We start from the raw sequence: 14,311 nt of genomic DNA, 5'->3' as shown, positions 1-14,311 counted from the left end.
AGGCTCCTCAAGCCGTGGGAGATGCGGCCGGGGCGATGGGAAGTTCGGCGTGCAGGCGAACGAGTTCGCCGAGCTCGACGATGAGAGCGCCGAGAGCACGCTGACGTTCGGGAGACATTCGGCCTTCGCGGAGCTCGAGGGCGGCGATGGGCAGGTTGCCTGCCATGGTGGCCAGCGCTTTGACCAGCGCATTCGTCTCTGTGATCGCCTCGGGAGGGGGCATCCCCTCGGGGCTGGTTGCCCTCGTGGTAACGGTGCGTTGCGCAAGCCGGGTCGCCATGTCGGAGCCCTTCCGGTCGACTGTCTCGGTGATGCGGCACCCGCCGCCCGGCTCGTGCGTTCACAGACAACCAGCGGCATCTGTGGGCGGCTCGGGGGCTGGCTGGGCGGCGGGTGCCACCTATCACGAAACAGCAGGTGAAGCCATCGATCCACCCTGCGCGACCGTGATCTTGGGAGCGATGTTTCCCTGTTCAACGGGGAGAGAATGCGGCATGATCGCGGGTGCGTATCGTCCGTGCGACCATCGCCGCCGGGGAGGAAACCATGCCCTCTGCGACACGCAGCGTCCGTCAGGAGCAGCGGAAATTGTCGGCTGAGCTGCGGGCTCAGTCAAAGACCTGGACCGAGATCGCGCACGTGTTTGCCGTGCGCTACCGGGTCAACATGCGGGCGGCGTTACGGCTTGTGCATGGCTGGAGCCAGCGCGACGCGGCGGAGCAGTGGAACGTGCGGTGGCCTGCTGATCCGAAGACGTTCAAGAACTTCTCCTACTGGGAGCTGTGGCCCTCCGACACTGGTCACGCACCTTCGCTAGAGGTGCTGGGGCGACTGGCCGAGCTGTACGAATGCAGCGTGGCGGACCTGGTCAGTGACGCCGCCGACTTCCGCCCGGCCGGTCCGGCACGTCTTGCAGGCGCGCCCGAGGGGCGGACACGCCCGGAGCAGGTGATGCGTGATGTCGTCGACGAGGTGCAGCACCTGGACGTCCACGAACTGGCGCGGTTGGCGGCCGAGTGGATGCGCGGTAACGGCGATGGGATGGATCGGCGGTCGTTGCTGCTCAAGGTCAGCGCGGCCGTGACTCTCGCTTCCGCGAGCCCGGGGCTGGCCGATGCCGGACCGCACGACCGTGTGCCGGCCCTGCCAGGTGAGGAGCTAACCGGCATCTGGCGCAGCCGCTACGTGTACCCGAGCACCGGCCGCGGGAAGACGTTCACCGGTGAGCACTACCTCGTGCTGCGTCAACAGGGAACGCGCCTCGTCGGCCAGAGCTTGCCGCACTCGATCGGCTCCAAGCTGCGGCTGGAGCTCGCCGTCGAGAAGGCGGTCGCCACCGGAACGTGGCGGGAACAGACCTCGCCGACTGGCTACTACAAGGGCGCGACCTACCACGGCACGCTGCAGATGGTGGTCGATCCGGCGGGCCGCCGCATGAACGGGATGTGGCTCGGTTTCGGCCGGGACTTCGCAATCAACAGCGGCACTTGGGAACTGACGTGGTGCGAGGCGCAGACCTCGAAAACCGCCCAACGCGCTTACCACCACAAGGCATGAGACCGCGTCAGCTCAGGACCGCGACGATCGTGGTGCCCGGGGCGAAGGCGCCCGTGGCGATCCGCTCGAAGAGGCCGTACATCATCTTGGCCTCGTACACCCAGTCAAGCGTGATGCCGTGCCGGGCGCGAAAGTCCGCGATGAACGTGTCGAGGTCCGGAGTGCGTTTGGCGTAACCGCCGAAGTGGAAGCTGTGGTCGAGCGTCCAGGTGTCCCACTCGCGGCCGAAGGCTTCACGTTGCAGGCGGCGCACTTCCGTCTCGAGGAACTGGGCTCCTTTGAGGACGGGGAAGCCGATCGCGCGCTGGCCGTCGCGGAGGCTTGCGGCGATCCCCGCGAGGGTTCCGCCGGTGCCGCAGGCGCAGCAGATGACGTCGAAGTGTTCGTCGATCTCGCCAGGGAGCTCGGCGCAGCCGCGCACCGCTGGGCCGTTGCTGCCGCCCTCGGGGAGGACATAGCAAGGACCTAACCGCTCGAGCAGACCCGCCAGCACGTCGGGATCCGTCTTGCGCCGGTAAGTGGTCCGGTCCAGGTAAGTCAGCTGCATGCCACGGTCGATGGCGAAGGACAGGGATTCGTTGAGTGGCAGGTGCTCCTCGCCGCGAATGACGCCGATCGTCGCGAGACCCGCATAATAACCAGCCGCGGCCGTGGCCCGGATGTGGTTGGAGTACGCGCCGCCGAACGTGAGGATGCGGTCGTAGCCCTCGACGCGGGCTGCGTCGAGGTTGTTCTTGAGCTTGCGCCACTTGTTGCCGGGAACCTCTGGGTGAATCAGGTCGTCCCGCTTCAGGAGCAGTCTGACCCCGCCGAGGCGCGGGTCCTGCACCACGTCCAGGGGTGATGGCAGGCGCACGGCCAACTCCGGCATTTCACGCGACCTACCTTCCACCACGTCGCTAGCCTAGCGACCGGTGGAGGGCTGGCGGTTCGTCCTGGTCAGGGCTTGGAGGACGTCCTCGAGGTGTTGCCGTGTCTGCTGAGGTGTCAGGGCCAAGGTGTCGAGGTCGGCCAGCAGCGCACGGTATTGGCCGACAACCTCCGGGTAGGTCAAGTACGTCGATGCCCCAAGGTGCCGGATGTGCACGACGGCGGATTCGTCCTCGCGCTCATACAGGACAAACGGGCCGAGTTGGCCGTCGTGCCAGTCGAGATCATCCGGCACGAGCCTGACCTCGGTGGTCGTCCGGTCAGAGGTGACGAGCAGCTTCTCAATCTGCTCGGCCATTACGCTTTCGCCTCCCACTCGGGACGTCAGTGCCGGTATTCCGAGATAGGCCCAGTAGCGAATCGTCTTGTTCTCGAGGAGTCCGGTCTGGCGTCCGAGTTTCAGAGTTGCGCCATGAGCGGCGTTGTCCTTCTCTGTGTTCCGTGCATATTGTGCGGTTTGTAGAAGATCGGGGACGCGAAGGGGTGACCACTCCGTTATCGTTGTGGCTTGCGATTCGAGGTTCAGGATTTCCGACACGTCATCCGAGATGCCGAAGAGTCCCACAGCGCTGCCGCGTGCGCTGCTCCACTGAGCGACCTTGAGGAGGTCGTCGCGGGCTCGGCCTGTGATCTTGAGGACGCCGGCAAGGGCTCTCACCTGGTCCTCCGACGGCACACGCGAGCCGTCCAACCAGCGGCCGAGCGTGGTGTGCACTACCCCCAGTCGCTGGGCAACTGAGCGCAGACTGTCCTGCGGCTGCCGGGCCGACCAGTGGGAGCGCAGCAGGCTGGCCAATGGCTGCTCGCTGTCCGCTCGTGCCTCTCGGTCATCGCCCGCCATGAAGTGAAGAGTACCGATCACGCTCTCTTTGTGCGAACGACCCGCTTGGGCTATTGCCAGCTTGCATTAGGGCAATGCACGGTCTGAGTGGTGCCAGCGCTGGCACCGATTGGCACCAGTAATGGAAAGAAGGTCGGTCATGTGGCCCCGAGTGTATTTTAGAGGTTTGCTTCCGACTTCGAACTCGCGATCGCGGCGTATCGGAGAAGGCCGCCATGCAAAGCCGGAGCGGATCAAGACGAAGCTCAATGCGGAGAACGGCTGGGGGCGGGTTAGGCGGAATCGGCGATGAACCAGCGCGAGCGCACCCCCGAGTTCGCGTACATGCTGGTCGCGGAGGCGATCAAGTCGCGGATCGAGTCCGGCGAGTGGCGGCCGCATCGGCCGCTTCCGGCGGAGAGGCGTCTGGCGCAGGAGCTTGGGTATGCGCTGGGTACGGTCCGTCATGGGACTCGAGTTCTCCGGGATTTGGGCTTGCTCTACACGGTGCCCGCGAAGGGGACGTTCGTCGCGCCTGAGGCTCCGGCGTTGCTCAGGAGGGGAGTTGGCGCCGACCTGCTTGGCGGGTCTTTCGGGGCGGGCCGACCGCTTCGGACAGTGGGCTCTGAGTAGTTCTGCTTAGGCCGGGCGAGTGGTCCTACCGGGACTTATAACCCGTCCGGGTGCACCTGATGTCATGTTCGTTGCTCGGTGTGGCTTGGTGACGTATTCAGGAGGTGTCGAGTAGATCTTCACTGGCGAGCTGCTGGCTTACACAAAAGAATTTCAGCTGTTCAGTGTGTCATCGCCCCAGGGTGGGGCGTCGAACCGGTCCCCGGCGGCTGCTGTGCGTGGGTCTTCTCATTCGGTGTGGTGAGGAGCTGCTTCGCCGTGGGGGAGAGGTATGCGGGTGATCAACAGCTTTGCCACGGCGGTGCACCGGCTGCGCCGTGAGCGCGGCATGTCTGTGCGGGACATCGCCCAGGCGGTGGGCTACAGCGAGAGCTACCTGTCGAAGATGCTGCACGGGCATCGGCGGCTGTCGCCGGACGCGGTCAAGGCGATCGATTCGGCTCTTCGAGCGGACGGGGAGCTCGAACGAATCGCCCGTGAGCAGGATGCCGGCCGCCGTCCACCGGCGCGGGCGATGCAGTTGCCGGCGGCCGCGGTGGATTTCGTCGGCCGGGAGGAGTTCCTCCATCAGCTCGACACGGCGTTGATCACGCAGGCGCGTCCGGGGACGGCTGTGACCGCGGTGATCGAGGGCGGGTTCTGGGTGGGCAAGACCGAGCTGGCTTTGCAGTGGGCCGCGCGCGTGGAGGGTCGTTTCCCGGGCGGATGTCTTTTCGCTGACATGCGCGGGCTGGCGCCCGGCACGGCCACGCAGCCGAACGAGGTCCTCGACGCTTTTCTGCACGCTCTCGGTGCCGGTCCGGACGCACTGCGCGGCTCGATCGACGACCGCGCCGCGAGCTATCGCTCGCTGCTCGCCCAGCGGCCTGCGGTGGTCGTGCTCGACAACATCGCCAGCTACGACCAGGTCAGGCACCTTCTGCCGGGAGCGGGTAGCGCGGTGGTCGTGACCAGCCGGGAGCACCAGCCTGGCCTGTTGCTCCATACCGGCGGTCTCCACATCGAGTTGCCACCTCTGAGCGAGCAGGAGGCCTTGTCCCTGCTGGGGCGGCGCATCGGAGACGCCCGGGTCGCCGCCGAGCGGGCCGCGGCTAAGGCGGTCGTGCAGCGGTGCGGACGGTTGCCGATGGCCGTGCTGATCGCCGCCGAGCACATCCGGCAACGGCACCATGGCTCGTTGACGGGCCTGGCGGAGGAGCTTGCTGCGGAGGCGCGTCGGCTGGACCTGTTCGCTTCACCGGAGCCGTCGGTCAGCATCCACTCTGTCGTCGACCTGTCCTATCTCGCCCTCCCGCCGCAGGCTCGTCGAGTGTTTCGGCTGCTCGGCTTCAGCCCGGCGTGGCTGGCCAGCGTGGAATGCACGGCAGCGCTCACCGGGTTGAGCGCGGAGCGATCCCGGGCGATGCTGGAGGTCCTGCGTCATGCGCACCTGCTCGACAACGCGCATGGCGGGCGGCTGCGTATGAACGACTTGCTGCGGGCCTACGCACACGAGCGCGCCGTGGTCGAGGAGCCCCTGTCCGAACTCGAGCGGGCGCACGACCGAGTTCTCAACTGGTATCTCGCGACCGCCTGGCATGCGGGAAACGCTCTGGCGCCCGACTGGTCTGGGCGTGAGCTGGCCGCCGGCGGCGAGGCCGTGATCGAGCCGCTGCGGTTCGACAACGGCGGCTACGACGCGGCGATCGCCTGGTGCGATGCCGAGGCCGAGACGGCGATCCACATCGCCCGTCAAGCGCGTAGCCACCTCGTGCGCGACGCGGTGTGGGCTTTGCCGACCCTGTTCCTGCCCTACTTCTACGTGACCAAGAACTGGGGGACTTGGCTGACGGCGGCCACCGATGGCTTGGCCGCCGCGCGGCGCAATGGCAGCACCCGGGGCGTCGCCTGGTGCCTGCACAGCCTGGGCTGGGCGCAGCACGAACTCGGCCGTAGGGAGGAAGCGATCACCCACCTCCGGGAGGCAGCGCGGCTGCGCGGGGATGACGAGCGCGTCAGGGCCTGGACGCTGTTCGCGCTCGGGGCGGCGCTGCTGGCCGGAGGCGAGCGAGTGGAGGCAGGTGAGTGCCTTGCCGAAGCCCGCGACCTGTTCACCGACCAGGAATTCGACCTCGGCCTGGCCTTCACGGGCGCCACGCTGGCGCACGTGCACCAAGCAGCGGGCGACATGTCCGCCGCCACTCGCGCTGCCGCCGACGCCCTTGCACACGCTCAAAAGGTCGCGGTGCCACCCGTGCTCGGTCTAGCTCACCATCAGTACGGAATGCTGCTGTTGCAGCAGCGCAGCTACCGCGCCGCGCTGACTCAGTTCGACACCGCACTGCGGCTCCGGCGCGTCAGCCGAGAGCGCTGGGCAGAGGCCGAGACGCTCATCGCCCGTGCCGAGGCTCTGGTCAAGCTCGGCGATGTCCCGTTGGCCCGCTCCTGCTACCACGAGGCCGCGAGCATCTTCGAATCCCTGCACGATCCTCGCACCCTCGACGTCCGCGCCAGGGCCGCCAGACTGGACACGCTCTGACGATTTTTCGTTGATGAAACTCGTTGTCGACTTGACAGAACCGGCACAGAAACAGCACCGGAAACAGCACAAGCTTGTCCCTCGAACGGAGTTCCCCGTCGCTCACTCGTGGTCCACAGTGGAGTAGTGCGGGCCTTGGTCAACGAGAAGCTCGTCGGTTCATTCGGGGGACCGACGACGCCAGGCTGCGCTAGCCGGGTGACGCCCTGCCCCCGGGTGGCACCCGGCTCTCCGACCCTCACGGCGCAGGCCGAGTCGCGGAAGGAACAAGCCAGTGGTGCAGTTCGTACTCGCTTGCGCCCACATCCGCGAGCTCGACGACGTCGACCAGGGCAGCGCTGAGCCGGCCAGAGTTCCGCCCTACGTCTGGTGCGCCACCTGCTCAACATGGCAACCAGTCACCGGCCTGGAGATCACCCGCGATGCCACCTTGCCTGCCTCGGCGGCGGAAGAAGCCGAGCGGCCGACGATGACCAGTCCACTTCGAGACCCTCGACCACGGTTGGAGCAGCACGATGACGACAGCCACTGACGTCGCGGCTGATCTCGCCCAGCCGAGATCACCCGGTGGCCAGCACCATGGCGAGAGTTCCGCCGAGCAGGCACGGCCCGAAGGGCACGACCGCGGCTCCACGCTCGTCTCGTCCGCGGCCCGCTGGTATGGCCACGAGGCACAGGGCAAGCAGAAGCGCCACGACGAGCGCTCCGAGAACCTGTGGCCACCCCAGCCAACCGGTCACCACGCCGACGACCGCGGCAAGGCTCACGTCCCCGGCACCCACTCCGCCCGCCGTGGCGACAGCCAGGGCCAGGAAGGCCGCGACAAGCGCGACCGCCGCCACGAGGGCACGGAGCCCCGGCTCGGGTTCGGCGCGGACGATGGACACGACCGCGAACCCGACGGCCGCGACAGTCAGCTGCGGCAGGACCAAGGCACGGGGCAGGCGATGCTCGCACCAGTCGATGATCGCGAGCGGAACGCCCAAGACGGCCACCAGGCTCTGAACCACCAACTCGTCGCGGTTCCCGTTCAGCCAGGCAAGGACCGTCAGCACGACCGCCGTCAGCGCGCCGCCGAACCATCTGGCTCCCGCAAGAGCGCGAGGCTGCGCCAGGAACCGGCGGGTCAGGGTGCTCACCGCGGCCCCCAATACCAACCCCGCGACGGAGGCACCGAGCGTCCACCACACCGCGCCTGCCGACTGCACCATCCCGCGTCCCTCCGCGTCACCCTGCACGCCATCGTGCCCGGCTCGCCGCGGAGCGCTCGCTCGCTCAAACCAACGGGTGAACTTCCTGCCGTCTGGACCACGGCGGAGGCAGGGGCCGCGAAGGTCGGATGGGAGAAGCGAGTGGAGCTAACGATCGACTGGGGGAATGGGATGAGCCAGGGCAACACCCGTAGCACCGTGGCCGCATTCGCTGCGATAACTGGTCTCCTCATCACCCTGAGCGCCTGCAGCTCCGGCGAGGGAGCCAGCGAGGTCTCGTCGGCGACGCCTACACCGCCGGCCAGTACCACCCGGTCAGCCACGCCTGCCGACACCGCGAAGCAGCAGGCCATCGCTGCCTACATCGGAATGTGGAGCGACATGGCGGATGCGGCAACTACATCAGACTGGCAATCACCCAAACTGGCCCAGAACGCCACTGGCGAAGCAATGCAGACCATCTCGCGAAGCCTGTATGCCGATCATTACAACGGGCTCGTCACGAAGGGGCGGCCGGTCAACCACCCGGAAGTGACCTCCGTGGACCCGCTCGACGAACCGACTTCGATCACGATCACCGACTGCGGGGACTCGACGAACTGGCTCAAGTACCGCGCCGACAACGGCCAGCCTGCCGACGACGTTCCCGGTGGGCACCGCCACATCGAGGCTCTGGTCAAGAAGGCAGTAGACGGCTCGTGGAAGGTCACCACGTTCGCCGTGCACGAGGTCGGATCATGCACCGGGTAGCCACGAGAACCCTTACAGCCGCAGCCGTCTTGGGGCTCGTTCTCACCTCCACGATCCCGGCGTCCGCGGACGGGTGGGGCAACGTCACCTGCGGGGAGGGCGGCAATCCTTCATGCGACCTCGGAGCCGGACGAGGGGGCCAATCAGGGGCTCCACCGGTCGTGCCGAAGCCACGCCCTGGCGCCTCAAAGGGACAGGCTGGGGACGTCGGCGCGCCGGCGCCGAGACCGGGGGACCGGATCGTCGGTGGCGACTCCGGTCTCGCGAACTGCTCCTACGTCCGCAGCGACTACCAGCCGCCGTCGAATGGGGTGGCGACGGTCAGCCATCGGCGCGACGAGCGTGCCGGCGGCGTGCGATTCGTGGCGCGGGGCGGTGTTCGGTCCAGGGGTGCGGTGTTGGCGCAGGCGCCGGGGGAGAGCGGGGCCTGGTACGTCTACCAGTGTTCGGGGCCGGGCGGGCGTGATGCGTTGTTCCGGTCGCCGGTGTGGATCCCGGATGGTGAGGCGCCGGGTGCGGTGGCGTTGCCGTCGCCGGAGGAGCTGGCGGAGCAGGCGCGTTCGCAGTTGCGGTTGCCTAGTCCGGTGATCGGGTCGAGTCCGGCGGGGACGCAGTTGGTGCGCTTGCCGACGTGGTTGTGGGTGGACCGGGCGGTGTGGCAGCCGAGGTCAGCGACGGCGTCGGTGCCGGGGGTGGCGGTCACCGCGACGGCGACGCCGACCTCGGTGTCGTGGTCGATGGGTGATGGCGCCACGGTGACGTGTGCGGGGCCGGGGACACCGTTTCCCGCCGACGGCGTCCCGGAAGCTGCGTCGCCGGATTGCGGATACACCTTCCACCGGTCCTCGGCCTCGGCGCCGGGCGAGCGGTTCCGGTCGACGGCCACGGTGCGGTGGCGCGTCACGTGGTCTGGTGCGGGAGCGTCGGGCACGTTCCCCGACATGACCACGAGCGCGGGAGCGTCCTTCCGGGTCGCCGAGGCGCAGGCACTCGGAACGGGATAACTCCCGCGCTCTCAATTGAATTCGTTCTTTTACTTTCCCGACTGCGCATGGGGAATGCGTGGTGCGGGTGAGCTATGCGTGGAGGCGCTCGTGACCAGTACCGACATCCACACCGGCGGTGACACGACTGCGGTCGAGCGGCCGGGGGCCTGGTTGGATTCCACCGGTTCCCCAGGGGCGCCGCCTCGTCGTCGGCGCCGTCGTCTGCCTCATCTGCTGTTCGGTGTGCTGCTGGTGGTGTGCTGCGTCGGGGGCGCGGTGTGGTGGACCACCGGCAGCCAAGACCGGGTCGCGGTGCTGGTGGTGGCGCGGCCGGTCGGCGTCGGCCAGGTGCTGACCGCCGCTGATCTGCGCAGCGTCGACGTGGCCGTGGCGCCGGGGGTGGCCACCGTGCCCGCCGGTCAGGTGTCGGCCGTGCTGGGCCGTCGGATGGCGACCAGCCTCGGGGCCGGGGCGTTGCTGACTCCGGACAGCGTCGGCGCCGCCGTGGTCCCGACGGCGGGGCGGGCGGTGGCGGCGGTCGCGGTGAAGCCCGGCCAGTTCCCGCCGGAACTGGCCGCCGGGACCCGGGTGACGGTCGTCGTCATCGCCGACACCGCGGCCGGCACGGCGACATCCAGCGCGGGTGCCGTGCCGTGGCAAGCGACGGTCATCGGCGTCGCACCGGCGGGGACCGATCAGGCCACGGTGGTGTCGCTGGAGCTGGAGTCCACGGCGGCGACCGAGCTGGCGCAGGTGCCGGCCGGGCAGCTCGCGCTGGTGATGCAGCCCGCAGGTGGTGGTCGCTGATGCTCGTCGCGCTGATGAGCCTGAAGGGCTCGCCCGGAGTGACCACCACGACGGTGGCGTTGGCCGCGCAGTGGCCCGACACCGCGCGGCAGCGTCGCCTGGTGGCGGAGGTGGACCCGAGCGGGGGCGATCTGGTGATGCGGTTCGGCCTGTCCTCGACGCCCGGCCTGGTCAGCCTCGCCGCCGCCGCGCGCCGCCGGTGTGAGCCCGGGCTGGTGTGGGAGCACACCCAGCCGCTGCCGGGAGGTGCTCGGGTGTTGCTCGCCCCGCCGGGAGGGGCGCACGCCCGGGCCGCGCTCACCACGCTGGCGGCCGCGTCGGACGGGACGCTGCTCGAGGCGACCGCCCGCGAGCCGGGGGTGGTGGTGCTGGCCGATTGCGGGCGCCTGGACCCGGGCTCGCCAACCGAAGCGCTCGCGCGTCGCGCGGACGCGCTGGTGCTGCTCACCGGCACTCACGCGGACGCTCTCGCGCACGCCGCCGCCCGCCTGAGCGAGCTGGCTCGCTGGTCCGCGCGGCCGGGGCTGCTGCTGACCGGGCAGGGCTACCCGACCAGCGAAGTCGAGCGGGAGCTGGGTGTGCCGGCGATCGGCCGGATCCCGCACGACCCGGCCGCCGCTGCGGCGCTGGCCGGACATCAGTCACCAGGTCGTCGCCGCGGCGGTGGTCTCGCGCGCGCCGCTGCCGCACTCGCCCGCACGCTGACCACTCCGCCCCCGACACCGGCTCAGGCGGCTCCGCCCGGACTGGCTGTGGTGCCAGGCGTGCCCGCTCAGCAGGTGCGCTTGCCCGGCGGGGCGGTCATCCGCCCGCCCGGGCCGGGCCTCTACCGGTTGCGGCCGGTGCCGACACCGCAGGCCGGTGAGCCGTCGCGGAACGGACGGCAGCCGGGGAAGGAACCACTCGCATGACCCATATCGATCACCTGCACCTGGTGGCCCCGCTCGCCGACGGCCCGGACGATGCCGAGCAGCGGCTGAGGATTCGGCTGCGGCAGGCACTGACCACGGACCTGCCCGGCCGCGTCGAGGCCAACGGCGCCAGCGGGTTGAGTGTGCAGCGGCGCCGCGAGCTCGGCCGGGAGGTCCTCGACGCCGCGATCGCCGCGCACAGCGAGGCCGAGCTGCTCGCCGGGCGCACGTTGGTGGATTCCGAGGCCGAGGAGCGGGTCGTCGAGCAGGTGCTGGACGAGGTGTTCGGCCTCGGTGGTCTGCAGCCCCTGCTGGCCGATCCGACGGTCGAGACGATCGCGGTCAACCGCTACGACCAGGTGTTCGTCCAGTACAACGACGGGCGCCGCGCGCGGGTCGCCCCGGTGGCGGGGTCCAATGAGGAGCTCACCGATCTGATCCGCACGCTGGCCGCGCGCGCGTCGTCGGAGGAGCGCCGGTTCGACCGCGGCTCGCCCGCGCTGAACCTGCAGCTACCCGGCGGCGAACGCCTGTTCGCGGTGCTGGGCCTGACGGCGGGCGGGGTGACGGCGTGCACGATCCGCCGGCACGGCTACCTCACCGCCACCCTCGCTCAGTTGCGCCGCCGCGGCACGCTCGATGTTGGGCTGGAGCGGTTCCTGCGCGCGGTGGTGCGGGCCCGCAAGAACGTCCTGATCACTGGCGGCACCGGGGCCGGGAAGACCACGCTGCTGCGGGCGCTCGCGTCGGAGATGGACCCGATGGAACGCCTCGTCACCGTCGAGGACGCCTTCGAACTCGGTCTGGGCCTCGACCCGGAGCTGCACGCCGACGTCACCGCGTTGCAGGCGCGCGAGCCCAACGTGGAAGGCGAGGGCGCGATCGATCAGGCCGAGCTGGTGCGGTGGGGACTGCGGATGAGCCCGGACCGGGTGATCGTGGGCGAGATCCGTGGGCCTGAGGTCATCCCGATGTGCAACGCCATGTCGCAAGGCAACGACGGCTCCATGGCGACCCTGCACGCCTCCAGCTCGAAGATCGCCTTTACCCGGCTGGCCTCCTACGCGGCGCAGGGCCCGGAGCGGCTGCCGCTGGAGGCCACCGCCCTGCTGGTGGCGAGTGCGGTGCACTTCGTGGTGCACCTCGATCGCGCCGCGGACCGCACCACGCGGGTCATCGCCTCGATCCGAGAGGTCGTCGACGCCGAGGCTGGCTCGGTGATCTCCAACGAGGTCTACCGCCGCGGCCCCCACCGCCGCGCGGTGCCAGTGCCCGGCGCGTTGCGCGCGGACACCCTCGACGACCTGGTCGCGGCCGGATTCGACCCGGACCTGCTGGCCCAGCCGGAGGGGTGGTGGACGCCATGACGCTCGACCCCCAGGTCCTCGTGGCCGCCGCGCTCGGCCTGGGCGCCGCGGCCGGGATCCTGCTCATCCTCGCCGGCTGGCGCGCGGCGCCGTCACGTCGCCGGGTTGTCCGTGCCGCGCGGGTGAGGGGCCGCGACCGGCAAGTGTTGGTGCGGCTGGCGGTGGCGGTCGGTGCGGGGCTGCTGACCGCTGCCGTGACCGGGTGGCTGGCCGGTGGCGTACTTGCGGCGGCGGGGGTGTGGTTCCTGCCCCGGCTGGTCGGGCCGGACCGCACCCACACCCGGCGGGTCGCGCGGATCGAGGCGATCGCGTCGTGGACGGAGATGCTGCGCGATGTGCTGTCCGCGGCGGCGGGGCTCGAGCAAGCCATCCTCGCCACTGCGCCGCTCGCGCCGGCGGCGATCCGTGGCGAGATCACCGGCCTCGCGGCGAGGCTGGAAAGCGGGCAGCGCCTCGCGCCCGCGCTGCGGGGACTGGCGCGCGAGCTGGACGACGCGACCGCGGACCTGGTGCTCGCCGCGCTGGTCCTGGCCGCCGAGCACCAGGCCCGCCAGCTCGGCGACCTGCTCGGCTCGCTCGCCACCACCGCCCGGGAGCAGGCCGCGATGCGGATGCGCGTGGAAACCGGGCGAGCCCGGACCCGCACCTCGGTCCGGGTCATCGTCGCCACCACCCTCGCCTTCGCCGCCGGGGTCGTGCTGTTCAACCGCGCCTACCTCGACGTCTACAACTCCGCCACCGGCCAGGTCGTGCTGCTCCTGCTCGGCGGCGTGTTCGCCGCCGGATTCGCCTGGCTGGCGCGCATCACCACCAGCGGCGGCCAAGCCCGCGTGCTCGCGCTCGACACCCCGCGCCCACCGTCGGGTGAGGGCGTGGCGATCGCTGCCGGGGGTGAGGGCGCATGATCCCTGCGCTTGTGTTCGGCGCCGGGGCTGGTGTCGGCCTGTGGCTCCTGCTGATCTGGGCGCTGCCACCCCGGCCCGCGCTGGGCGCCCGCCTCGCACACGTCACCACCCGACCGGCCGCCCCGCCGATCGTGGCCGTAGCCGACGCCGCCTGGGTCACCAAGTGGGGACGGGCGTTCGTGCCGACCTTGCGCGCGCTCGGCCTGCCCGGCGCCAGGATCGAGAACGATCTGCGGGTCACCGGACGCGGCGTCGACACCCACCTCGCGTCGAAAGCCCTCCTCGCGCTGAGCGGACTGCTCGCGCCGTGGCTGTCGCAGGCGCTGCTGGCCCTGGGCGGGCTGTCCCTGGGCCTGGAGGTGCCGCTGTTGGCCGGGCTCGTGCTGGCCGCGCTCGGGTTCCTCATGCCCAACCTCGACGTGCGGACCAAGGCCACCCGGTTGCGGCGCGAATTCCGCGACGCCCTGTCCGCCTTCCTCGACCTGGTGTGGATCACCCTCGCCGGCGGCGCCGGGATCGAGTCCGCCCTCGGCGACGCCGCCGCCGTCGGGCGCGGCCCGGCGTTCGACCAGATCCGCCGCGCCCTGAACGCCGCCCAGCTGACCCGCACCACCCCCTGGGCGACCCTGCGCCGGCTCGGCGAGGAACTCGACATCACCGAACTGTCCGAACTGGCCGCCTCGGTCTCCCTGGCCGGCACCGAAGGAGCCCGTGTCCGCGCGTCTCTCGCGGCGAAAGCCCAAGCGCTGCGCACCCACCAGGTCACCGACGCCGAAGCCGACGCCCAAGCCGCCACCGAACGCATGGCCATGCCGGTGGCGCTGCTGTTCCTCGGCTTCCTCGGATTCATCGCCTATCCCGCCGTCACGCAAGTCCTCAATGGACTGTGAATTGCTGCAAAGGAAAGAAGGCACAC

15 protein-coding genes are annotated in these 14,311 nt (G+C 69.9%); 10 read left to right on the top strand and 5 right to left on the bottom strand.

The window, feature by feature from the left end:
• Nucleotides 1–7: 7 nt before the first annotated feature.
• Nucleotides 8–280 carry a hypothetical protein gene (locus ABZ193_RS20565; RefSeq protein ID WP_354711044.1) on the bottom strand — a complete coding sequence of 91 codons (273 nt, stop codon included), beginning with the start codon at nt 278–280 and terminating at the stop codon, nt 8–10.
• Between the two features lie 224 nt (nt 281–504).
• On the opposite strand from ABZ193_RS20565, the gene ABZ193_RS20560 reads away from it, so the two are divergent.
• The gene (locus ABZ193_RS20560) at nt 505–1,557 is read left to right on the top strand and encodes a hypothetical protein (protein ID WP_354711043.1); all 1,053 of its coding nucleotides are present in this window, start codon (nt 505–507) and stop codon (nt 1,555–1,557) included.
• Nucleotides 1,558–1,564: 7 nt separating this feature from the next.
• Here ABZ193_RS20560 and ABZ193_RS20555 read toward each other — a convergent pair whose 3' ends face one another.
• A complete protein-coding gene (locus ABZ193_RS20555; RefSeq protein WP_354711042.1) occupies nt 1,565–2,428 on the bottom strand; it encodes a pyridoxal-phosphate dependent enzyme in 864 nt (287 codons plus the stop codon).
• Between the two features lie 33 nt (nt 2,429–2,461).
• The gene (locus ABZ193_RS20550; RefSeq protein ID WP_354711041.1) at nt 2,462–3,328 is read right to left on the bottom strand and encodes a helix-turn-helix transcriptional regulator; all 867 of its coding nucleotides are present in this window, start codon (nt 3,326–3,328) and stop codon (nt 2,462–2,464) included.
• A gap of 288 nt (nt 3,329–3,616) precedes the next feature.
• On the opposite strand from ABZ193_RS20550, the gene ABZ193_RS20545 reads away from it, so the two are divergent.
• The 3 genes from ABZ193_RS20545 to ABZ193_RS20535 all read left to right on the top strand — a co-directional run bounded on the left by ABZ193_RS20545 (nt 3,617) and on the right by ABZ193_RS20535 (nt 6,990).
• A complete protein-coding gene (locus ABZ193_RS20545; RefSeq protein WP_354711040.1) occupies nt 3,617–3,940 on the top strand; it encodes a winged helix-turn-helix domain-containing protein in 324 nt (107 codons plus the stop codon).
• 271 nt (nt 3,941–4,211) lie between these two features.
• Nucleotides 4,212–6,458: a helix-turn-helix transcriptional regulator gene (locus tag ABZ193_RS20540; protein ID WP_354711039.1), complete on the top strand. Its 2,247-nt coding sequence runs from the start codon at nt 4,212–4,214 to the stop codon at nt 6,456–6,458.
• 277 nt (nt 6,459–6,735) lie between these two features.
• A complete protein-coding gene (locus ABZ193_RS20535) occupies nt 6,736–6,990 on the top strand; it encodes a hypothetical protein (protein ID WP_354711038.1) in 255 nt (84 codons plus the stop codon).
• A gap of 28 nt (nt 6,991–7,018) precedes the next feature.
• Here ABZ193_RS20535 and ABZ193_RS20530 read toward each other — a convergent pair whose 3' ends face one another.
• Nucleotides 7,019–7,669 (bottom strand): prepilin peptidase, encoded by a 651-nt coding sequence (locus ABZ193_RS20530; RefSeq protein ID WP_354711037.1) that lies wholly within the window; start codon nt 7,667–7,669, stop codon nt 7,019–7,021.
• Nucleotides 7,670–7,810: 141 nt separating this feature from the next.
• Here ABZ193_RS20530 and ABZ193_RS20525 point away from each other — a divergent pair, with 141 nt between their 5' ends.
• Nucleotides 7,811–8,419 carry a hypothetical protein gene (locus tag ABZ193_RS20525; protein WP_354711036.1) on the top strand — a complete coding sequence of 203 codons (609 nt, stop codon included), beginning with the start codon at nt 7,811–7,813 and terminating at the stop codon, nt 8,417–8,419.
• Nucleotides 8,420–8,855: 436 nt separating this feature from the next.
• Here the strand turns inward: ABZ193_RS20525 and ABZ193_RS20520 are convergent, their stop codons facing one another.
• Nucleotides 8,856–9,362, bottom strand: a complete 507-nt coding sequence (locus ABZ193_RS20520) for a hypothetical protein (RefSeq protein WP_354711035.1) — start codon at nt 9,360–9,362, stop codon at nt 8,856–8,858.
• Between the two features lie 151 nt (nt 9,363–9,513).
• Here ABZ193_RS20520 and ABZ193_RS20515 point away from each other — a divergent pair, with 151 nt between their 5' ends.
• From ABZ193_RS20515 to ABZ193_RS20495, 5 genes are read left to right on the top strand one after another with little or no spacing between them, the layout of a single operon-like run.
• On the top strand, nt 9,514–10,212 hold the full coding sequence (locus ABZ193_RS20515; protein ID WP_354711034.1) for an SAF domain-containing protein: 699 nt from the start codon (nt 9,514–9,516) through the stop codon (nt 10,210–10,212).
• A complete protein-coding gene (locus ABZ193_RS20510; protein WP_354711033.1) occupies nt 10,212–11,123 on the top strand; it encodes a carbon monoxide dehydrogenase maturation protein in 912 nt (303 codons plus the stop codon). The genes ABZ193_RS20515 and ABZ193_RS20510 overlap by 1 nt, the downstream gene beginning before the upstream one ends.
• Nucleotides 11,120–12,490, top strand: coding sequence for an ATPase, T2SS/T4P/T4SS family (locus tag ABZ193_RS20505; RefSeq protein ID WP_354711032.1), 1,371 nt, complete (start codon nt 11,120–11,122; stop codon nt 12,488–12,490). The genes ABZ193_RS20510 and ABZ193_RS20505 overlap by 4 nt, the downstream gene beginning before the upstream one ends.
• Nucleotides 12,487–13,395: a type II secretion system F family protein gene (locus tag ABZ193_RS20500; RefSeq protein ID WP_354711031.1), complete on the top strand. Its 909-nt coding sequence runs from the start codon at nt 12,487–12,489 to the stop codon at nt 13,393–13,395. Before ABZ193_RS20505 ends, ABZ193_RS20500 begins: the two co-directional genes overlap by 4 nt.
• Nucleotides 13,392–14,285, top strand: coding sequence for a type II secretion system F family protein (locus tag ABZ193_RS20495; protein WP_354711030.1), 894 nt, complete (start codon nt 13,392–13,394; stop codon nt 14,283–14,285). The genes ABZ193_RS20500 and ABZ193_RS20495 overlap by 4 nt, the downstream gene beginning before the upstream one ends.
• The last annotated feature ends 26 nt before the right edge of the window (nt 14,286–14,311 follow it).

It is taken from the genome of Amycolatopsis sp. NPDC006125 (genome assembly GCF_040614195.1).
GTDB lineage: Bacteria > Actinomycetota > Actinomycetes > Mycobacteriales > Pseudonocardiaceae > Amycolatopsis_E > Amycolatopsis_E tucumanensis.
This window is presented reverse-complemented; position numbering and strand designations above follow the sequence as displayed.